Raw genomic sequence first — 19,591 nt, 5'->3', positions numbered from 1 at the left:
AGACTCATGTCATCAGCAGAAAACGCTAAACGCTATCCTTTTACCGAGAACTACCCGCGCGATCTCGCCGGTTACGCTGGCAGTCCTCCCCATGCTCAGTGGCCAAACGGGGCGCGTATTGCGCTTCAGTTTGTGCTCAACTTTGAAGAAGGGGCGGAAAATAACGTCCTGCACGGCGACAGCGGTTCGGAGCAGTTCCTCTCCGATATCATCGGCGCAGCCAGCTTCCCCGATCGCCATATGTCGATGGACTCTCTTTATGAATATGGCTCCCGGGCGGGCTTCTGGCGTATCCACAATGAGTTCCAGAAGCGCGGCCTGACGCTAACGGTATTTGGCGTGGCCATGGCGCTGGCCCGTAACCCGGAGATTGTTTCGGCGATCAAAGCTGCCGATTACGACGTTGTCAGCCATGGCTGGCGCTGGATCCACTATCAGAATATGGAGCCAGCGCTGGAGCGTCAGCATCTGCATCAGGCGATGGAGATTCTTGAGGATCTGTTTGGCTCTCGTCCGCTGGGCTGGTACACCGGGCGCGACAGCCCCAACACCCGCAGGCTGGTGGTTGAGCACGGCGGTATTCTGTATGACAGCGATTATTACGGCGACGATCTGCCTTTCTGGAGCGAGGTCACCTGCGAAGACGGCAGCGTAAAACCTCATCTTATTGTGCCTTACACGCTGGACACCAATGACATGCGCTTCGCTACGGCTCAGGGGTTCAATACCGCCGAGCAGTTTTACACCTATCTGAAGGATAGCTTCGACGTGCTGTATGAAGAGGGTGAAACGGCACCGAAGATGATGTCCATCGGCATGCACTGCCGTCTGCTAGGGCGACCGGGCCGCTTCCGGGCGCTGCAGCGTTTCCTGGACTATGTCCAGCAGCACGAAGGCGTGTGGATTTGCAGAAGGCAGGACATTGCTGAGCATTGGGTGAAAACACATCCCTATACTGAGTAATACTTATTTTTATCAGAGCGTTATTCCCTCTCCCTTTCGGGGAGAGGGTTAGGATGACGGGAAAATTACCCCATTAAACTCACATGCGCCGCCACAATTTTCCACCCCGACGAAAACCTTACCCAGGTCTGCATCTGGCGGCCGATTTTATCGCTGCCTTCGCGCGTAAACTCGGTGCTCGCTACCGCCAGATCGTCGCTGTAGGTTGTAATCACGGTATTACTTAACTGGCGATCCAGCCCCTTCGGCGAGCGTCCATTGCGGAAAGCTCGTATCTGGTCGATGCCGTAAAGGTTTTCCGTGGCGCCGTAGCGTACTGTGCGGGCGTCTTCCCAGAACAGCTCATCCAGAACCGCAACGTCGTTGCTGATTAGCGCCTGCTCATAGCGATAAAATGCCGCTGTGACTTCGTTCAGAATGGCCGGACGGTCAATATTATCTCGTGTCATTTAGCTTACCTTCGTCTCTAAAATACCCTGTACTTCCAGCCGTCGTGCGGCCTGCAAACAAATGTCTTCCCGCCACGGCGCGGCAATCAGCTGCACGCCGATCGGCAACCCGCTCGCAGCGATCAGCGGGGCGCTCACCACCGGTAGCCCGAGGAAGGAGATGGGCTGCGTCAGGATCCCCATGCTGGCTTTTACCGGGATCTCCTGCCCGTTGATATTCATGGTCTGCTGGCCGATCAGCGTGGCGCTACAGGGCGTGGCTGGGGCAATCAGCAGATCAAAATGGTCAAACAGCGGCAGCGTGCGCTCAAGGAACCAGGCCCGGAAGCGCTGAGCCTGAGTGTACCAGGCGGACGGGGTCATCGCCCCGGCAAGCAGCCGCTCGCGTGAGTTGGGCTCGAAGCGCTCAGGGCAAACGCGCAGCGCCGGCAGATACTGGTTGCCGCCTTCCGCCGCTGTCAGTAAAAAGGCCGCTGAACGGGCGAGCTCAGCTTCCGGCATGGAGGCCTGCTCCTTTGCCTGCAGCGCTTTGGCTACCCGGCTGACTGCCTCTCTGGCGTCCTCGTCGCACCAGCGTTCAAAAAAGCCGTCCAGCACCGCGACGCGAAGAGGCGTGTCTCTTTCAAGCGTCGCGTAAACCGGCTCAATGGCGCGGGAAGATTGAAAAGGATCGTTGTCGTCGTGGCCTTGCAGCACATCGTAAACCGTCGCAACGTCTTCCACGCTGCGCGCCAGCGGGCCTATATGGTCGAGGCTGGCGACAAACGGATGGCTGCCGCCGCGCGACAGGCGACCAAAAGTGGGTTTCAGGCCAACAAGCCCGCAGAGCGATGACGGGACGCGAATCGAGCCATTGGTGTCGGTGCCAAGGGTAAAATTCACTAATCCGGCAGCGACGGCGGCGGCCGAGCCACCGGAGGAGCCGCCCGCAATGCGCGCAAGGTCGTGCGGATTCCTGGTAGCGCCGTAATGGCTATTCTCCGTAGTGAAGCCGTAGGCATAGGCATCCATATTCACTGCGCCGCTCAGCATTCCGCCCGCTTTTTGCAGCTGCGTAATGGCAAAGGCATCTGCCGTCGCGGCGGGCTGCCCGGCAAAAAGTTCTGCCCCAGAAATCGTGGTGTGCCCTTTAATGTCGAAAATGTTTTTTACCGCATAAGGCACGCCTGCCAGCGCGGGAAGAGGGCTGGCGCTGGCAATTAGCCTGTCGACCGATGCGGCCTCATCCAGCAGGCGAGACTGTGTCACCTCGGTAAAGGCGTTTATTTTCGGGTTCTGCTGCTCAATCTTTGCCAGCGTTTGTCCGGCAAGCTCGGTTGCCGAAAAGGTTCTGTCCCGCAGCCCCTGATGAATTTCGCGAATAGAATGGGCTGTCATAGGGTATAAACTCCGGCGGTTTCCTGACGATCGGGAAGCGGGAATGCCATCAGCGGCTCCGCCATTGCTGCAATGCGTGCCAGCTGCAGCTCCAGCTCTTTACGGCGTTCATCCGTCAGCGGCACAGCAAGCAGCTGCTCCATCAGGGCAATGTAGTTCTGCCAGTCAAAAGAAGTTTGGTTCATCTACTTATTCCTTAAAAACCAGCGGCGCTGCCGTTGCTGCGTGGATCCCACGCACCCTCAAGCATGCCATTTGTGTGCCTGACGATGGCGCCAGCGTGGCCAACAACTTCGCTGAATGCGGGGAGCGTTTCTACCTCGTGGCCCAGAGCCTGGAGTGCGGCAAAAGTATCGGGGCTGAAGCGACTCTCAAGCTTAAGGCTGTCGGACGCCTGCCCCCAGGTACGGCCCAGCAGCCAGCGCGGTGCGCAGATAGCCTCCTGTAAATTGACGCCCTGCAGCACGTAGCGGGTAAATATTGTCGCCTGGGTCTGCGGCTGCCCGTCGCCGCCCATCGAGCCGTAAACCAGCGTTCTCCCGTCGGCAAGTCTCGCTGCCGCCGGATTCAGGGTATGGAAAGGCTTTTTGCCGGGAGCCAGCGCGAGCAAATGATTTGGATCCAGGCTGAAAGAGGCCCCGCGGTTTTGCCACAGTACTCCGCTCTGCGGCAGTACAACGCCGCTACCAAACTCGTGGTAAATACTTTGAATAAACGACACGGCCAGTCCGTTGCCGTCGATAACGCCCATCCAGACCGTGTCGCCCGGCCCTTTTCCTTTGCCCCACGAGGCGGCGCGCTGGTCGTCAATTTGCGCGGCAAGCTTGTCCAGCGCTTCCGGGTCCAGCAGATTCTGTATGGAGGTCGTGACATGACGTGGGTCGGTGATATGCACGTCGCGTAGCGCAAAGGCTTTTTTGGTCGCTTCGACGATGCGATGTACGGTTTGCGCTTCGGTCGCCCTGGCCATCGACAGCCGGTCGGTAATCCCGAGGATCGCCAGCGAAACCAAGCCCTGGGTAGGAGGGGCGAGATTGAAAACTTCACCTGCCTGATGTTCAAGCCGCAGCGGCTTTGTGCGCGTTGCCCGGTGAGCAGCAAGGTCGGCGGCGGTAACAGGAATCCCCAGCCCGGCCAGCTCTTCGGCAAAAAGTGAGGCCAGCGGGCCGCGATAAAAACTCTCCAGGCCGTCCTGAGTCATACGCGTCAGGGTTGCGGCCAGGCGGGGCTGGGTGAACCGGCTGCCGGTCGCCGGGACTTCACCCTGTTGCAGGAAAGTGTCAGCAAAACCGGGTACATTGACCAGCTCAGCATATTTACTTTGCGTCGCGTGCGCCTGGGAGGCGGTGACCGGGATCCCGTCCGCCGCATAGCGAATAGCGTCGGCCATCAGGCGTGAAAGAGGCAGCTGCCCGCCGCCAAGCTGCGCTGAAACTTTAAGCGCTTCTGCCCAGCCGCTGACGGTGCCGGGCACGGTCAGTGCGGCCTGTGTGCCCCGGTGAGGGATCGCTTTTGCACCCCGGTAGAAATCCAGCGAGGCCAGCGAGCCGGCAGCGCCGCTGGCGTCAATGGCGACAGGTTCGCCCTTCGGGGGAACGATTAGCCAGAATCCGTCGCCGCCTATGCCGTTCATATGCGGATAAACAACCGCGATGGTGGCGGCCGCGGCGACCATCGCTTCAATGGCGTCGCCGCCGTGGCGTAAGACGGACAGCGCGCTTTCAGAAGCCAGATGATGGGGCGTAACCGCCATGCCGCCGGGGGCCATATTGCTTTGCATATTTTTCTTCTCTTGCAGGAATTCCGCTCGGGTAGAGAAAGCTGAAGCAAGAGATGTTCCAGGTTGACGAAGATCGTTTCACTGTGTCAGGCTTCGATGAAACAAAAGTTACAGGAGTCACCATGAAACAGTTAGACGAGAGGTTGCGGGCTTCATGGGCGCTCTTTTCTCCGCAGGAGCAGCGCGTGGCCTCGTTTATCGTTGATCATTTCGATGATTTGATCAGCTACAACAGCGCAGAGCTGGCGCGGCTTTCCGGCGTTTCTAAGGCCACCGTGAGCCGGCTGTTTAAACGGCTCGGCTACGAGCGCTATAAGGATATGCGTGAGGAGCTGCGCACGCTGCGCCAGAGCGGTATGCCGCTGACGGAAAACCGCGATGCGGTGCAGGGCAACACGCTGCTGGCTCGCCATTACAAGCAGGAAATGGCGAACCTCACTCATCTGGTCAATCAGCTGGAGGCTGGGCCGTTTGCCGAAGTGGTCAATGCGCTTGTTAACGGTAAGCGCATCTTTATCATCGGGATGCGAAACTCCTGGCCGGTAGCGATGCACCTACGCCAGCAGCTTCTGCAGGTTCGCAGCAACGTGCAGCTTCTCCCGCAGCCGGGGCAGACGCTGGCGGAAGAGCTGGTGGATATCGATCCGGACGATTGCGTGGTCGCCGTAGCCTTCCGCCGCAGGCCGCGCATCATTAAGCCGCTGCTCGCAGGTTTGCAGCAGCGTGGTATACCGCTGGTGCTGCTGAGCGAGTCCGCTACTTCTGGGATTGAGGCATATTCTCGCTGGCATCTCAGCGCGCCGCTTGACAGCGTTTCGGCCTTTGACAGCTACAGCAGCGCCATGAGCCTGGTGAATTTGCTGGCCAATGCGGTGCTCCATGAATCATTGACCAGCGGCCGACAGCGTATACATAATATAGCTAAATTGTATACAGAGATGGACGAGCTCGAACAGCGTTAATGCTCCTTCCTGGTGCAGCTGCACGCTACGGGTGAGCCAGAATGGTTCATCGTTTTTACCTGACCCCGTTTTTCCCGCTGGCTTTCCCGTAGCCAGCCGAAAAAAATTTGCCTGCGGCTGGCACATTAGTTGCAAAAGAATATTTTAAGAATCTTTTGTTTCAATCTCAGACTCAAGGAATCGCCATGTTTGATATTCAGCACTTCCCCCAGATCAACCCGCCGCACCGTCTGCTGATGGGCCCAGGCCCGATCAACGCCGACCCGAGGGTGCTACGCGCCATGGCGAGCCAGCTCATCGGCCAGTATGACCCGGTAATGACCGGTTATATGAATGAGGTGATGGTGCTGTATCGCGAGCTGTTCCGCACGGAGAACAAATGGACGATGCTGGTGGACGGCACTTCCCGCGCCGGAATCGAGGCCATTTTGCTGTCGGCAATCCGCCCTGGGGATAAAGTTCTTGTCCCGGTCTTTGGTCGCTTTGGTCATCTGCTGTGTGAGATTGCCCGCCGCTGCCGTGCCGAAGTGCATACCATAGAAGTGCCATGGGGAGAGGTATTCAGCCCGCAGCAAATTGAAGACGCCATCAAGGCGGTAAAACCCCGTTTACTGCTGACCGTGCAGGGCGACACCTCCACCACCATGCTGCAGCCGCTGGCCGAGCTGGGCGAGATCTGTCGCCGTCACGGCGTCCTGTTCTACACCGACGCTACGGCGTCGTTTGGCGGAAACGAACTGCTCACCGACGCCTGGGGGCTTGATGCCGTTTCTGCCGGGCTGCAAAAGTGCCTCGGTGGCCCGTCAGGCAGCTCCCCCGTGACGCTTAGCCCGCAGATGGAAGAGGCGATTCGTCGCCGTAAATGCGTGGAGGAGGGCATTCGCACCGCGGCCCATCAGGACGGTGACGAAGAGATGATCTACTCCAACTATTTCGATCTTGGCATGATCATGGATTACTGGGGGCCGGAGCGTCTGAATCACCACACCGAAGCCACCAGTATGCTGTTTGCCGCCCGCGAGTGCGCACGCATTATCCTGGAAGAAGGTCTCGACGCCGGTATTGCCCGCCATGAACTGCATGGCAGAGCGATGGTGGCGGGGATCCAGGGAATGGGGCTGGAAACCTTCGGCAATCTTGAGCATAAGATGAACAACGTTCTTGGCGTAACGATCCCGTCTCAGGTTCACGGCGAAGAGGTTCGCAAGATCCTGCTGGAAGACTTCCACATCGAGATCGGCACTTCCTTCGGTCCGCTGCAGGGTAAAATCTGGCGCATTGGCACCATGGGGTATAACGCCCGCAAAGACTGCGTGCTGCAAACCCTTACCGCGCTGGAAGCGGTGCTTAATCACCTCGGGTTTAAAACCGTTCAGGGTGAAGCGATGCAGGCGGCGTGGAACGTCTACGCGCAGGGTACCCGCTAATGGCTGCGCCGCTTATTGACAAAAATGGCGCCCTGGCTGCGGCCCGGCGCGTCATGGACAGGGCCGATCGGCTTGCTGCTATCAGCGAAAGCGCAGGGCAGCTGACTCGCGTTTACCTTTCCGGTCAGCATTTGCAGGCCAACCAGCTGGTGGCTGGCTGGATGGAACAAATTGGCATGACGACCTGGCAGGATGCGGTCGGCAATATTTGCGGACGTTACGAGGGCAAAAGGGAGGGGGCAAAGGCCATTCTGCTGGGATCCCATCTTGATACGGTTCGCAACGCAGGGCGCTACGACGGTATGCTTGGCGTACTTTGTGCGCTGGAAGTTGTCGCCTGGCTGCATCAACACGAGCTCCAGCTTGAACAGGCCATCGAAGTTGTCGGTTTTGGGGATGAAGAGGGAACCCGCTTCGGCATAACGCTGCTGGGCAGCCGGGGGCTAACCGGCAGCTGGCCAGAAGGCTGGTTGAGCTGTGAAGACGCCGGCGGCGTGAGCGTGGCGCAGGCTATGATCCTTGCCGGGCTGGATCCCGAACGCATCGCCAGCGCGGAACGCCCGGCGAGTGATTTTAGCGCCTATCTGGAGCTGCATATCGAGCAGGGGCCGGTTCTGGAAGAGGAGTCGCTGGCGCTTGGCGTGGTGACGGCGATTAACGGCGCTCGTCGCCTGAACTGCAGTTTTACCGGCCACGCTGGCCACGCGGGGACTGTCCCTATGCCGCTGCGTAAAGATGCGCTGGCCGCCGCCGCCGAGTGGATGACTTTTATTGAATCGGCCACGCGCCGCCACGGTCCCGATGAAGTGGCAACCGTGGGAACGTTGAGCTGTGCGCCCGGTGCGGTGAACGTTATCCCCGGTGACGTTCAGCTAACGCTGGATATTCGTAGCCCGCGTGATGAAAGCCTGAAGGCCTTGCTGAGCCAGCTTCTTGCCGAAGGAGAGGCTATCGCCTCCCGCCGCGGCGTGCAGTTTAGTGCGGCAGAATATTACGCCATCCCGGCAACGCCCTGTGATGCGGCGCTCCAGGAGACATTAGCCCAGGCGGTGAGCGAAGTTCAGGGGCGCAGCCTGTCGCTGCCAAGCGGAGCAGGGCACGACGCGATTGCTATTGCCGAGCGCTGGCCGAGCGCCATGCTGTTTGTGCGCTGTGAGAAGGGGATCAGCCATCATCCGGCGGAATCCGTGGTGGAAGGCGATGTCGCGCTTGCGGTCCAGGCTTTTACTCGCGCCGTCACTCAGTTAGCTGATAAATAAAAAACCGGCCTGAGCGGGCCGGTTTATTCGTATTAAAGGCTAAAAGGATCGGCATCCTGCCAGGCCGGGAATTTCTCCCGATATTCGCGCAGCGCAATCAGCGAAAGATCGGCATCGAGCCTTGCCGCCTGGTGCGGCTCGGCGCTGGCAAGGATCTCGCCCTGCGGGCTGATTATTCTGCTGTCACCGCGGTAATGGTGGCCATTGCCGTCGGTGCCTACGCGGTTACAGCCTGCGACATAAGCCTGGTTTTCAATAGCACGCGCCTGCAACAGGCTTTGCCAGTGCAGAGAGCGCGGAGCTGGCCAGTTGGCGACGTACAGCGCCAGGTCGTAGTCGTTGCGATTGCGTGACCACACCGGGAAGCGCAGGTCATAACAAACCAGCGGTAAGATACGCCAGCCTCGCCATTCAACAATCACTCGCTCTTCACCCGCCTGGTAATGATGATGCTCATCCGCCATGCGGAACAGGTGGCGCTTATCGTAGAAGTGGACTTTACCGTCCGGCTGGACCAGCAGGAAGCGGTTTACCGGCCCGCGCTCGGTTTGCAGAGCGGCGCTGCCGGCGATCATCGCCTGCGTTTGCTGGGCTTTAAACTGCATCCAGTCAATCACTTCCTGCTCCGGCATCGACTGCACGGCGGCTTCCATCGCAAAGCCGGTGGTGAACATTTCAGGCAGAATAATCAGATCGCGCCCGCGTACCTCTTCCAGCAGTATATCGAAGTGACGCAGGTTAGCGGCACCGTCCATCCAGACGAGCGGTTGTTGCAGAACGGAAACTTTCAGACCAGACACCATTGCAGCCTCATAGCAGAATATTTCTTTCACTGTAGCACGAGAAAACGCATTGTTGTTGGCAATAAAAAAACCGCTTTTTCCCTCTTTGTTATAAAAAATTAACCCCTCCTGAGAGGGGTTAATGGTCAGGCTGCTTCAACCTTTCTGTGCTTTTCCGGCACCTTCACCGGCTGGGTCGCCAGCGCCTCCGGTTCAAACTCATCTACGTTAATGCTGCGCAGACGGCTTGCTTCGGCTTTGGTCAAAATCGCGGCTTCATCAGCGGTGATTTTGCCTTCGCCCAGCAGCTGTTTAGCCAGCTCGTCCAGACGAGTGAACGGCAGATTGCGTTTCAGCTCTTTGCTGACGCGCTGGTGAATAGGCTCGGCGGCCATGATATCCAGCAGCGCGGCTTCCAGCAGGCCTGCAGGGTTATGCTCGCTCGGCGCCAGATACTGGCCGCGACCGATACGCGAACGGGTTGCGGACGGCACCTGCAGGATTTTCGCCAGCTTGTGGTCCAGCACATCAGACGGCGCATTGTAGCGGCGGCCAAGCGGGAAGATAACCAGGCCCAGCATGCCGGCCACGAAGCGGTTAGGGAAGTTGCGCAGCAGATCGTCAATTGCCTGCTCTGCCTGATACAGCGCATCCTGCACGCCCCAGTGAACCAGCGGCAGATCCGCTTCGTTACGGCCTTCGTCTTCGTAGCGTTTCAGCACCGCGGTGGCGAGATAGAGCTGGCTCAGAACGTCACCCAGGCGAGCGGAGATGCGTTCGCGGCGTTTCAGGCTTCCGCCCAGCACGGCCATCGACACGTCCGACAGCAGCGCCAGGTTGGCGCTCAGGCGATTGATGTACTGGTAGTAGCGCTTAGTCGCGTCACGGGTTGGCGTGCTGCTGCCTAAGCCGTTGGTCAGGCCAAGCCACAGGCTGCGCATTTTGTTGCTGCCCACGTGGCCGATATGTTTAAACAGCAGCTTGTCGAAGGCGTTCACGTCATTATTTTGCGCGGCGGCCATCTCTTCCAGCACGTATGGATGGCAGCGGATTGCCCCCTGGCCGAAGATAATCATGCTGCGGGTCAGAATATTGGCGCCTTCAACGGTGATAGCGATCGGCGCACCCTGGTAAGCACGAGCCACAAAGTTAGCGTCGCCGAGCATAATGCCTTTACCGCCGACGATATCCATCGCATCAAGAATGGCGCGCTGGCCGCGGTGGGTACAGTGGTACTTAACAATCGCAGACAGTACGGCCGGTTTCTCACCGAGCACGATGCCGTAGGTAATTAATGACGCGGCGGCATCCATCACGTAGGCGTTACCGGCGATGCGCGCCAGCGGCTCTTCAATCCCTTCCATTTTACCGATAGAGATTTTGAACTGGCGGCGGATATGAGCGTAAGCGCCGGTTGCCATAGCGACAGACTTCAGGCCGCCGGTGGCGTTGGACGGCAGGGTAATGCCGCGGCCTACCGAGAGGCATTCAACCAGCATGCGCCAGCCCTGACCGGCCATTTTCGGGCCACCGATAATAAAGTCGATAGGCACAAAAATGTCTTTCCCACGGGTTGGGCCGTTCTGGAACGGTACGTTCAGCGGGAAGTGACGTTTGCCAATTTCCACGCCCGGGGTATGGGTTGGGATCAGCGCGCAGGTAATACCGAGGTCTACTTCACCGCCGAGCAGGCGGTTCGGATCAGACAGTTTGAACGCCAGGCCCAGTACGGTGGCGACAGGCGCCAGCGTGATATAGCGTTTGTTCCAGGTCAGGCGCATACCGAGCACCTGTTCGCCCTGCCAGTCACCCATGCAAACCACGCCGCTGTCAGGGATAGCGCCAGCATCAGAGCCAGCTTCCGGGCTGGTCAGCGCGAAGCAAGGGATCTCCTGACCGCGCGCCAGGCGTGGCAGGTAGTGATCTTTTTGCTCTTCGGTGCCGTAATGCTGCAGCAGTTCGCCCGGCCCTAAGGAGTTAGGCACGCCGACGGTGATCGCCAGGATCCCGGAGACGCCGGAGAGTTTTTGCAGCACACGCGCCTGAGCATAGGCAGAGAACTCAAGCCCGCCGTACTCTTTCTTGATGATCATCGCGAAGAAGCGATGTTCTTTCAGGTAGGCCCACAGTTCAGGCGGCAGGTCGGCCAGCTCGTGGGTTATCTGGAAGTCGTTCGCCATGCGGCAGGCTTCTTCAACCGGACCGTCAATAAAGGCCTGTTCCTCTGCGGTCAGCTTTGGCTGCGGATAGTTGTGCAGCTTTTGCCAGTCAGGTTTGCCGCGGAACAGATCGCCTTCCCACCAGGTCGTCCCGGCGTCGATAGCCTCTTTTTCCGTGCGGGACATCGGCGGCATCACTTTACGGAAGCCACGGAATACCGGCGCGGAGATCAGAGATTTACGTAATGGGGTGACCAGCAGGGGGACCAGAATCACCGCCAGCGGAACCAGCACCCAGAACGACCAGATGCCGGCGAAGCCCAGCGCTGCGGTCCAGGCCAGCAGAATCACGCTGCTAAGCAGCAAATTTGCCTGGTGATAGAAGAGCACACCCAGCAGAACAACGGTAAGGACAATGCTTAAAATCAACATAAAGAAAGCTCCCTTGCTTGTAGGAGGTCTGACCACTTGTGATGTATTGGTTGTAGTGGATGTTGCTTTCTTTAGCAATGTGTTTACAAAATAATTACAACCTTGCTCACATTGTTACCGCACATCGGGGGAAAACCCCGGCTAAACACGCGGGGTGACGCTTCTCGCTTTCGGCGCTATCCGGTACACTGCCGGATGAGAAATTCACTAAAACCTCAAGGACCTCCTCATGTACCAGGATCTTATTCGTAGTGAGCTAAATGAAGCAGCGGAAACGCTGAGTAACTTCCTTAAGGACGATGCCAATATTCATGCCATTCAGCGCGCAGCGGTGCTGCTGGCAGACAGTTTCAAAGCGGGCGGCAAAGTACTGTCCTGCGGGAACGGCGGTTCACACTGCGATGCCATGCATTTTGCCGAAGAGTTAACCGGCCGCTATCGTGAAAACCGTCCTGGCTACCCGGCCATTGCGATTTCTGACGTCAGCCATATCTCCTGCGTCAGCAACGATTTTGGCTATGACCATGTCTTTTCTCGCTACGTTGAGGCGGTGGGCCGCGAAGGCGATGTGCTGCTCGGCATCTCCACCTCCGGTAACTCCGGGAACATCATCAAGGCGGTTGAAGCCGCCCGCGCCAAAGGCATGAAAGTGATTACCCTGACCGGGAAAGACGGCGGTAAAATGGCCGGTACGGCGGACATTGAAATTCGCGTTCCGCACTTCGGCTATGCGGATCGTATTCAGGAAATTCACATCAAAGTGATCCACATCCTGATTCAGTTAATCGAAAAAGAAATGGTTAAAGCTTAGCCCGTAATGTTCCCTGCTCCCTATGGAGCAGGGGCATTCGTTGTGGGAGAGAAGAGATGTGCGAACTGCTCGGGATGAGTGCAAACGTACCAACGGATATCTGCTTTAGTTTTACCGGACTGGTGCAGCGCGGGGGCGGAACAGGCCCCCATAAAGACGGCTGGGGCATTACCTTCTATGAAGGGAAGGGCTGTCGCACTTTTAAAGATCCACAGCCGAGCTATAACTCGCCCATCGCCCGTCTCGTCCAGGACTATCCCATTAAATCCTGCTCCGTTGTGGCGCATATTCGCCAGGCCAACCGTGGCAAAGTGGCGCTGGAAAACACCCACCCCTTTACCCGTGAGCTCTGGGGCCGTAACTGGACCTATGCCCATAACGGGCAGCTTAAAGGCTATCGTGCGCTTGAGACAGGGGCGTTTCGTCCGATTGGCGAAACCGACAGCGAGCAGGCGTTTTGCTGGCTGCTGCACAAGCTTACGCAGCGCTACCCGCGCACGCCGGGCAATATGCAGGCCGTGTTCCGCTACATCACTGAGCTGGCGGCAGAGCTGAGAGAAAAAGGCGTGTTTAACATGCTGCTGTCGGACGGGCGCTATGTGATGGCGTTTTGCTCGACCAATTTATTCTGGATCACGCGTAGAGCGCCGTTTGGCGTTGCCAAACTGCTGGACCAGGACGTGGAAATCGACTTTCAGGAAGAGACCACACCGAACGATGTGGTCACGGTCATTGCCACCCAGCCGCTGACGGCTAACGAAACCTGGCACAAAATTGAGCCAGGCAAGTCGGCATTATTTTGCCTCGGTGAGCTTATAGTTTGAGGCCAGCTGAGGCTGAACCGGCGCCATCACGGCAGGTTTGCTGATGACGTAGTTCCCGCTGACAACGGCGACGCCCGGCGGCTGATGGTTGGCGGCAAAATAATCATAGCCGGGCTTCAGCTCTTTCCAGAAATTGATATAGGTGGAGTACTTGTGGCGTTCCATATTGGCATCGGTCATGCGGAACGGGAAGATACTTACCTGCACGCGTGGCTGGCCGAACACTAAAGCGCCGGTCACAAACTGGAAAATCTCGTCAATGCCGGAGTCGGTCATGGCGTAGCAGCCAATCGACACGCAGGCACCGTGGATCATCAGGTATTTCCCTTCATAGCCGTGAGCGCGGTCAAAATCGTTGGGAAAGCCAATATTAATGGCTTTATAGAAGCGGCTGTCGGGTTTTAGCTGACTGCGATCAACGCTATAAAATCCTTCCGGGCTTTTAAAATCGCCCTGGCGCTGTTTGGGCCCCAGACCGCCGGAATAATTACAGATGCGATAGCTATTGAGCAGCTGATACTGCTCGCCCATCTTCACCCACAGTTCCAGGGTGCGCTCTTCTTTAAAGATTTGAATATAAACCGGGGAGCCCATTAGCTGCTGTCTGCTGTCTTTGCCGAGAGGGGCGGCAACGCCGCCGCTGTTAAGCAGGCTGGCGAAAGAGAAAAACGGCAAAGAGAGCATCGCAATAATGAGTGCGATCTTACGCATACTGCTTGATTCCTTGATAAACCTGCAACTAACAGCCAGGACGGCTAAAGGGACCCGAAATCAGAAAAATCTGTACAGGATTGCGCTCACATTAGCATCGTGGTTAATTTTCGCAAGCGCCAGACGGGGGCGTTTACATATTTTATTGGAATCAATTGGTGTTTTAGCGCCAGGTCACTTTTTGCCGATCGTGACACCGCTTGCTTTTTTGCTCTTGCCGCTCCGCGGCGATTTCCCCCTGGCGAAAATAGGCTGTATACTTATCCAGTGTTATTTTTCTGGTTAAGTGAGCATGCGCAAAATCATACATGTCGATATGGACTGCTTTTTTGCCGCCGTTGAGATGCGTGATAATCCGGCCCTGCGCGATATTCCCTTAGCCATTGGCGGCAGCGCTCAGCGGCGCGGCGTAATCAGCACTGCGAACTACCCGGCCAGAAAATTTGGCGTACGCAGCGCGATGTCGACCGCGATGGCGCTAAAACTCTGCCCGCACCTCACTCTGCTGCCGGGCAGGTTCGACGCCTATAAAGAAGCCTCCAGCCATATTCGTGAAATCTTCGCCCGCTATACCCCGCTCATTGAGCCCCTGTCGCTGGATGAAGCTTATCTGGACGTGACCGACTGCGATCGCTGCCAGGGCTCTGCGACGCTAATCGCCCGCGAGATTCGCCAGGCCATCGCCGACGAGCTGAATCTGACCGCCTCGGCGGGCATCGCGCCGATTAAGTTTCTCGCCAAAATCGCCTCCGACCTTAATAAACCCAACGGCCAGTTTGTGATCACGCCTGAGCAGGTGCCTGGCTTCCTGGCGACGCTGCCGCTTGGCAAGATCCCCGGCGTTGGTAAGGTGACGGTGGCAAAGCTGGAAACGCTCGGCCTGCGAACCTGTGCCGACGTGCAAAATGCCGACCTGGCGATGCTGCTCAAGCGCTTTGGTAAATTTGGCCGGGTGCTTTGGGAGCGTAGCCAGGGGATTGATGAGCGAGAGATCAGTAACGAACGCCAGAGAAAGTCGGTCGGTGTAGAGCGTACGCTGGCGGAAGATATTCACCAGTGGCACGAATGTGAAGAGATTATTGAGCGCCTCTACCCGGAGCTTGAGCGGCGGCTGGCGCTCGAGCGCGCCGACCTGCGCATTGCCCGCCAGGGCATCAAGCTAAAATTTAATGACTTCCAACTGACGACCCAGGAGCACGTCTGGCCGAAGCTGAATAAAGAGGATCTGATCGCGACAGCGCGTAAAACCTGGGAAGAGCGAAGGGGAGGACGAGGCGTAAGGCTGGTAGGGCTGCATGTGACCCTGCTCGACCCGCAACTTGAGAGGCAGCTGTTGCTGGGGCTGTAAACCAGACCCTCATCCCGGCCTTCTCCCTGGAAGGGAGAAGGGGAAAAACAGGGTTGTCACTGAGGTAAGGCAGAAAAAGAAAATCCCGTCTCCCTTGAAGGGGAGGAGTGACGGTAATGCAGAAAAATAAAGTCCCCTCTCCCTTTAAGGGGAAAAGCGACAGTAAGGCAGAAAAAGAAAGTCCCCTCTCCCTGAAGGGGAAGAGCGACAGTAAGGCAGAAAAAGAAAGTCCCCTCTCCCTTGAAGGGAGAGGGTTAGGGTGAGGGTAAAAATTACTTAGCCGGAATGGCCTTAAGCAGCTCGGTCAGCAGTATCCAGTACTGGCCAACGCTCTCAATGTGAACCTGCTCGTCCGGGGAGTGCGGACCGGTAATGGTTGGCCCGATGGAAACCATGTCCATCTCCGGATACGGCTTTTTGAACAGACCACATTCCAGACCGGCGTGGATCACCATGATGTTCGGCGTGGCGTTGAACAGCTTCTGGTAAGTCTCACGCACCAGGCCCATCACCGGAGAGTTAGCGTCCGGCTGCCAGCCAGGGTAGCTGCCTTTGGCCACGGTTTTGGCTCCGGCCAGCTCGCCCAGAGATTCCAGTACGCTAACCACGTAGTCTTTACCGGAGTCGATCAGGGAGCGAATCAGGCAGATGATTTCTGCGCTGTCGTCGCTCATCGTCACGACGCCCGCGTTCAGGGAGGTCTCCACCACGCCTTTCACCGCGTCGGAATTGCGGATCACGCCGTTTGGCGTGGCGTTCAGCAGGTGCAGGAAGGTATCTCGAGTTTTTGCGGTCAGCGCCTGTTTGTCGGAGCTTGTAGCTTCAACCAGCACGGTGATGTTTTTCTCTACCGCAGACAGCTCGTTTTTCAGGACGGCAAGGTAGTCGTTAGCCGCAGACTTAAGCTCCGCCGCTTTTGCTGCCGGTACGGCAAGCGTTGCAAAAGCTTCACGCGGGATAGCGTTACGCAGGGTGCCGCCGTTCAAATCAAGCAGGCGTGCGTCCAGCTCCGCAGCGTGAGCCAGCAGGAAGCGAGCCAGCAGCTTGTTGGCGTTCCCCAGGCCCAGGTGGATATCTGCGCCGGAGTGGCCGCCTTTCAGCCCTTTAATCGTCAGCTTGAAAGTGTCGAAACCGGCAGGAACGGCTTCACGCTGCAGTGGCAGAGTGGTGATGAAGTCGATGCCGCCCGCGCAGCCCATGTAGATTTCACCTTCCGTTTCGGAGTCGGTGTTAATCAGGATATCCGCCTGCATCCAGCCAGCCTGCAGACCAAATGCACCGTCCATGCCGGCTTCTTCGGTCATGGTCAGCAGCACTTCCAGCGGGCCATGCGCCACGCTGTCGTCAGCCAGAACCGCCAGCGCGGAAGCCATGCCGATACCGTTGTCCGCGCCCAGGGTCGTGCCGCGAGCTTTTACCCACTCGCCGTCGATGTACGGCTGGATTGGGTCTTTAGTGAAGTCGTGAACGGTGTCGTTGTTCTTCTGCGGCACCATATCGAGGTGAGCCTGAAGCGCCACGGGTTTGCGGTTTTCCATCCCCGGTGTGGCGGGCTTGCGAATCAGGATATTCCCCACCTGGTCGCGCTCTACGTGCAGGCTTTTTTCTTTTGCCCAGGACAGGATGTGTTCCGCCAGCGCTTCTTCGTGGTAGGACGGGTGCGGAATAGAACAGATTTTGGCAAAAATATCCCACAGCGGCTGCGGCGATAGTTGAGACAGTTCAGACACGTTGAGTCTCCCTGGAGTCATTTTTTTAGCTTACCGGTCACGTTTTTGGCCGGGTTCATTTACACCGCAAGCACGGCTTGCGCGATGTCCTGAGAATACCACTTTCTTTTGTTGCGTGAAGGCTGAATGCAAGCAAAATCCGCTGCCAGTGGCCCGCAACACTGGTTTTTAGTGCGTCAGATCTCTATAATCTCGCGCAACCAAAACCCCTTCGAATACTTTTTAAGCCGTAATTTACAGGCCGGGATACTTCACATGAGCGAAAAATACGTCGTCACCTGGGACATGTTGCAGATTCACGCCCGCAAACTGGCCCAGCGCCTGCTGCCAGCCGAACAGTGGAAAGGCATTATTGCCGTAAGCCGTGGTGGCCTGGTGCCTGGCGCGCTGCTGGCTCGTGAACTGGGTATTCGCCATGTTGATACCGTTTGCATCTCCAGCTACGACCATGACAACCAGCGTGAGCTGACCGTGCTGAAGCGTGCGGAAGGCGACGGTGAAGGCTTTATCGTGATTGACGATCTGGTTGATACCGGCGGTACTGCGGTGGCGATTCGCGAAATGTATCCGAAAGCCCACTTCGTCACCATCTTCGCTAAACCGGCAGGCCAGCCGCTGGTGGACGATTATGTGATTGATATCCCGCAGGACACCTGGATTGAGCAGCCTTGGGACATGGGCGTGGTGTTTGTGCCGCCGTTGGCTGGCCGTTAATCCTACGGGTTGAGATTTGTTATTTATTTGGCGCCCGACACTGTCGGGCGTTTGTGTTATTTGGACAGTATCAGGCTACAATAGCGACGTTTCTCGTATTCATGGAGGCAGTGAAACGATGTCGCAGGCCAATCTAAGCGAAACTCTTTTTAAGCCCAGATTCAAACATCCTGAAACCTCTACGCTTGTGCGTCGTGCACGGCGTACCGCAACGCCGGCTATTCAGTCCGCGCTGGACGGTAAAAACGTTCCTCACTGGTACCGCATGATCAACCGCCTGATGTGGATTTGGCGCGGCGTTGATCCGCGTGAAATCCTCGAAGTTCAGGCAAGGATTGCCTGCACGGAAGCCGAGCGCACCAACGATGAGCTATTTGATACCGTGATGGGCTACCGCGGCGGCAACTGGATCTATGAATGGTCGAAGCAGGCGATGCTCTGGCAGCAGCGGGCGAGTCAGGAAACGGACGAAGAGAAAATCGGCAAGTGCTGGCTGCAGGCCGCGAACCTTTACAGCATTGCGGCCTACCCGCACCTGAAGGGGGATGTGCTGGCCGAGCAGGCTCAGGTGCTGGCTAACCGGGCTTATGAAGAAGCGGCTCCGCGGCTGTCTGGTGGCCTGCGCGAGCTTGAATTCCCGATGACCGGCGGCGGCACCATCAGCGGTTTCCTGCATATGCCGAGGCAGGGCGAAGGGCCATTCCCTACCGTGCTGGTCTGCGGCGGGCTGGATGCCCTACAAAGCGACTATTACAGCCTGTTTGAGAAGTATTTTGCTCCACAGGGCATCGCGATGCTGACCATTGACATGCCGTCCGTCGGCTTCTCTTCTAAGTGGAAGCTGACCCAGGACTCAAGCCTGCTGCATCAGCACGTGCTCAAAGCGCTGCCCAATATTCCGTGGATTGACCATACACGCGTGGCGGCATTTGGCTTCCGCTTTGGCGCCAACGTCGCCGTGCGGCTGGCTTACCTGGAGGCACCGCGCCTGAAGGCCGTGGCCTGCCTTGGGCCAGTGGTTCACGCCCTGCTAAGCGACCCGCAGCGCCAGGCGAACGTGCCGGAAATGTATATCGACGTGCTGGCCAGTCGCCTCGGCATGACCAGCATCTCGGACAGCGCGCTGAGCGTGGAGCTGAACCGCTACTCTTTGAAAACCCAGGGCCTGCTGGGCCGCCGCTGCCCAACGCCAATGCTGTCTGGTTTTTGGGAAAACGATCCGTTCAGCCCGGAAGAAGAATCGCGTTTAATCACTTCGTCATCTGCGGACGGCAAATTAATGACGATCCCGTTTAACCCGGTGTATCAAAACTTTGACAAGGCGCTTAGAGAAATTACCGGCTGGGTGAAACAAAGATTACGTTAAATATTTGCTAAATTGTGGCGGTTTGCTAAAACAGTTGCTTCACAACAGGAGATCGTAATGACGTTACCGAGTGGTCACCCGAAAAGTAGACTGATCAGAAAGTTCGCCGCGCTTGGCCCCTACATCCGGGAAGAGCAGTGTGAAGATAACCGTTTCTTCTTCGATTGCCTGGCGGTGTGCGTTAACGTAAAGCCCGCGCCGGAGAAACGTGAATTTTGGGGATGGTGGATGGTGCTGGAAGCCCAGGAAAAACACTTTACCTACACCTGGCAGTTCGGCCTGTTCGATAAAGACGGCAAATGGACGGCCACCCCGGCAAAAGACAAAGAAGTGGATGAAAAACTGGAGCAGACGCTGCGCGGTTTCCACGGACGCCTGAAAGATTTACTCGCCAGCCTGGAACTCGGGCTGGTGCCTGCCGAGAATTTTGCTGAAAAGAAGTTAAAACTCTCCGCCTGAAAATAAAAAATCCCCGTCAGCCTGACGGGGATTTTTTT

At 57.4% G+C, this 19,591-nt stretch carries 18 protein-coding genes; 10 read left to right on the top strand and 8 right to left on the bottom strand.

Annotation, left to right across the window (positions count from 1 at the left end):
* Window positions 1–6: 6 nt before the first annotated feature.
* Window positions 7–963, top strand: coding sequence for an allantoinase PuuE (gene puuE, locus EL098_RS18010; protein WP_126357455.1), 957 nt, complete (start codon window positions 7–9; stop codon window positions 961–963).
* Window positions 964–1,028: 65 nt separating this feature from the next.
* Here puuE and hpxZ read toward each other — a convergent pair whose 3' ends face one another.
* The 4 genes from hpxZ to EL098_RS17990 are packed head-to-tail and all read right to left on the bottom strand — an operon-like array spanning window position 1,029 to window position 4,569.
* Window positions 1,029–1,412 carry an oxalurate catabolism protein HpxZ gene (gene hpxZ, locus EL098_RS18005; RefSeq protein ID WP_126357454.1) on the bottom strand — a complete coding sequence of 128 codons (384 nt, stop codon included), beginning with the start codon at window positions 1,410–1,412 and terminating at the stop codon, window positions 1,029–1,031.
* Window positions 1,413–2,789 (bottom strand): AtzE family amidohydrolase, encoded by a 1,377-nt coding sequence (locus EL098_RS18000; protein WP_126357453.1) that lies wholly within the window; start codon window positions 2,787–2,789, stop codon window positions 1,413–1,415.
* Window positions 2,786–2,974 carry an oxalurate catabolism protein HpxX gene (gene hpxX / locus EL098_RS17995; RefSeq protein WP_126357452.1) on the bottom strand — a complete coding sequence of 63 codons (189 nt, stop codon included), beginning with the start codon at window positions 2,972–2,974 and terminating at the stop codon, window positions 2,786–2,788. Before hpxX ends, EL098_RS18000 begins: the two co-directional genes overlap by 4 nt.
* Before the next feature lie 11 nt (window positions 2,975–2,985).
* Complete coding sequence (locus tag EL098_RS17990; RefSeq protein ID WP_126357451.1) at window positions 2,986–4,569, bottom strand: gamma-glutamyltransferase family protein; 1,584 nt, start codon at window positions 4,567–4,569, stop codon at window positions 2,986–2,988.
* Window positions 4,570–4,691: 122 nt separating this feature from the next.
* On the opposite strand from EL098_RS17990, the gene EL098_RS17985 reads away from it, so the two are divergent.
* The 3 genes from EL098_RS17985 (at window position 4,692) to hpxK (ending at window position 8,217) form a co-directional block, all read left to right on the top strand.
* On the top strand, window positions 4,692–5,531 hold the full coding sequence (locus tag EL098_RS17985; protein WP_126357450.1) for a MurR/RpiR family transcriptional regulator: 840 nt from the start codon (window positions 4,692–4,694) through the stop codon (window positions 5,529–5,531).
* Between the two features lie 185 nt (window positions 5,532–5,716).
* Window positions 5,717–6,958, top strand: a complete 1,242-nt coding sequence (locus tag EL098_RS17980; protein ID WP_126357449.1) for a pyridoxal-phosphate-dependent aminotransferase family protein — start codon at window positions 5,717–5,719, stop codon at window positions 6,956–6,958.
* A complete protein-coding gene (hpxK, locus tag EL098_RS17975; protein WP_126357448.1) occupies window positions 6,958–8,217 on the top strand; it encodes an allantoate amidohydrolase in 1,260 nt (419 codons plus the stop codon). Before EL098_RS17980 ends, hpxK begins: the two co-directional genes overlap by 1 nt.
* A 32-nt stretch (window positions 8,218–8,249) precedes the next feature.
* On the opposite strand, the gene EL098_RS17970 is transcribed toward hpxK, so the two are convergent.
* Both EL098_RS17970 and fadE read right to left on the bottom strand, forming a co-directional pair.
* Window positions 8,250–9,017 (bottom strand): amidohydrolase, encoded by a 768-nt coding sequence (locus EL098_RS17970; RefSeq protein WP_126358503.1) that lies wholly within the window; start codon window positions 9,015–9,017, stop codon window positions 8,250–8,252.
* Window positions 9,018–9,145: 128 nt separating this feature from the next.
* A complete protein-coding gene (gene fadE, locus EL098_RS17965; RefSeq protein WP_126357447.1) occupies window positions 9,146–11,590 on the bottom strand; it encodes an acyl-CoA dehydrogenase FadE in 2,445 nt (814 codons plus the stop codon).
* 229 nt (window positions 11,591–11,819) lie between these two features.
* Between fadE and lpcA the strand changes: the two genes are divergently transcribed.
* Both lpcA and EL098_RS17955 read left to right on the top strand, forming a co-directional pair.
* Window positions 11,820–12,401: a D-sedoheptulose 7-phosphate isomerase gene (gene lpcA, locus EL098_RS17960; protein WP_126357446.1), complete on the top strand. Its 582-nt coding sequence runs from the start codon at window positions 11,820–11,822 to the stop codon at window positions 12,399–12,401.
* A gap of 56 nt (window positions 12,402–12,457) precedes the next feature.
* Window positions 12,458–13,225 (top strand): class II glutamine amidotransferase, encoded by a 768-nt coding sequence (locus EL098_RS17955; protein ID WP_126357445.1) that lies wholly within the window; start codon window positions 12,458–12,460, stop codon window positions 13,223–13,225.
* Here EL098_RS17955 and dpaA read toward each other — a convergent pair.
* Window positions 13,196–13,936 (bottom strand): peptidoglycan meso-diaminopimelic acid protein amidase, encoded by a 741-nt coding sequence (dpaA, locus tag EL098_RS17950; protein ID WP_126357444.1) that lies wholly within the window; start codon window positions 13,934–13,936, stop codon window positions 13,196–13,198. The two genes, EL098_RS17955 and dpaA, sit on opposite strands and share 30 nt — an antisense overlap.
* Window positions 13,937–14,228: 292 nt before the next feature.
* Between dpaA and dinB the strand changes: the two genes are divergently transcribed.
* On the top strand, window positions 14,229–15,284 hold the full coding sequence (dinB, locus tag EL098_RS17945; protein WP_126357443.1) for a DNA polymerase IV: 1,056 nt from the start codon (window positions 14,229–14,231) through the stop codon (window positions 15,282–15,284).
* 272 nt (window positions 15,285–15,556) lie between these two features.
* On the opposite strand, the gene pepD is transcribed toward dinB, so the two are convergent.
* A complete protein-coding gene (gene pepD / locus EL098_RS17940; RefSeq protein ID WP_126357442.1) occupies window positions 15,557–17,014 on the bottom strand; it encodes a beta-Ala-His dipeptidase in 1,458 nt (485 codons plus the stop codon).
* Window positions 17,015–17,269: 255 nt separating this feature from the next.
* On the opposite strand from pepD, the gene gpt reads away from it, so the two are divergent.
* The 3 genes from gpt to crl all read left to right on the top strand — a co-directional run bounded on the left by gpt (window position 17,270) and on the right by crl (window position 19,553).
* The gene (gene gpt, locus EL098_RS17935) at window positions 17,270–17,728 is read left to right on the top strand and encodes a xanthine phosphoribosyltransferase (protein WP_008457349.1); all 459 of its coding nucleotides are present in this window, start codon (window positions 17,270–17,272) and stop codon (window positions 17,726–17,728) included.
* A 118-nt stretch (window positions 17,729–17,846) separates the two neighbouring features.
* Window positions 17,847–19,094 carry an esterase FrsA gene (gene frsA, locus EL098_RS17930; protein ID WP_126357441.1) on the top strand — a complete coding sequence of 416 codons (1,248 nt, stop codon included), beginning with the start codon at window positions 17,847–17,849 and terminating at the stop codon, window positions 19,092–19,094.
* Between the two features lie 57 nt (window positions 19,095–19,151).
* On the top strand, window positions 19,152–19,553 hold the full coding sequence (gene crl / locus EL098_RS17925; RefSeq protein ID WP_126357440.1) for a sigma factor-binding protein Crl: 402 nt from the start codon (window positions 19,152–19,154) through the stop codon (window positions 19,551–19,553).
* Window positions 19,554–19,591 lie beyond the last annotated feature (38 nt).

The organism is Cedecea lapagei (genome assembly GCF_900635955.1).
Classification (GTDB): domain Bacteria; phylum Pseudomonadota; class Gammaproteobacteria; order Enterobacterales; family Enterobacteriaceae; genus Cedecea; species Cedecea lapagei.
This window is presented reverse-complemented; position numbering and strand designations above follow the sequence as displayed.

Excerpts from the sequence above, each read along its gene's own strand:
- fadE (WP_126357447.1), bottom strand. The coding sequence starts at position 11,590 with ATGTTGATTTTAAGCATTGTCCTTACCGTTGTTCTGCTGGGTGTGCTC.
- hpxX (WP_126357452.1), bottom strand. The coding sequence starts at position 2,974 with ATGAACCAAACTTCTTTTGACTGGCAGAACTACATTGCCCTGATGGAG.
- dinB (WP_126357443.1), top strand. The coding sequence starts at position 14,229 with ATGCGCAAAATCATACATGTCGATATGGACTGCTTTTTTGCCGCCGTT.
- EL098_RS18000 (WP_126357453.1), bottom strand. The coding sequence starts at position 2,789 with ATGACAGCCCATTCTATTCGCGAAATTCATCAGGGGCTGCGGGACAGA.
- EL098_RS17955 (WP_126357445.1), top strand. The coding sequence starts at position 12,458 with ATGTGCGAACTGCTCGGGATGAGTGCAAACGTACCAACGGATATCTGC.
- dpaA (WP_126357444.1), bottom strand. The coding sequence starts at position 13,936 with ATGCGTAAGATCGCACTCATTATTGCGATGCTCTCTTTGCCGTTTTTC.
- frsA (WP_126357441.1), top strand. The coding sequence starts at position 17,847 with ATGTCGCAGGCCAATCTAAGCGAAACTCTTTTTAAGCCCAGATTCAAA.
- puuE (WP_126357455.1), top strand. The coding sequence starts at position 7 with ATGTCATCAGCAGAAAACGCTAAACGCTATCCTTTTACCGAGAACTAC.
- lpcA (WP_126357446.1), top strand. The coding sequence starts at position 11,820 with ATGTACCAGGATCTTATTCGTAGTGAGCTAAATGAAGCAGCGGAAACG.
- gpt (WP_008457349.1), top strand. The coding sequence starts at position 17,270 with ATGAGCGAAAAATACGTCGTCACCTGGGACATGTTGCAGATTCACGCC.
- EL098_RS17990 (WP_126357451.1), bottom strand. The coding sequence starts at position 4,569 with ATGCAAAGCAATATGGCCCCCGGCGGCATGGCGGTTACGCCCCATCAT.
- EL098_RS17980 (WP_126357449.1), top strand. The coding sequence starts at position 5,717 with ATGTTTGATATTCAGCACTTCCCCCAGATCAACCCGCCGCACCGTCTG.
- hpxK (WP_126357448.1), top strand. The coding sequence starts at position 6,958 with ATGGCTGCGCCGCTTATTGACAAAAATGGCGCCCTGGCTGCGGCCCGG.
- hpxZ (WP_126357454.1), bottom strand. The coding sequence starts at position 1,412 with ATGACACGAGATAATATTGACCGTCCGGCCATTCTGAACGAAGTCACA.
- crl (WP_126357440.1), top strand. The coding sequence starts at position 19,152 with ATGACGTTACCGAGTGGTCACCCGAAAAGTAGACTGATCAGAAAGTTC.
- EL098_RS17985 (WP_126357450.1), top strand. The coding sequence starts at position 4,692 with ATGAAACAGTTAGACGAGAGGTTGCGGGCTTCATGGGCGCTCTTTTCT.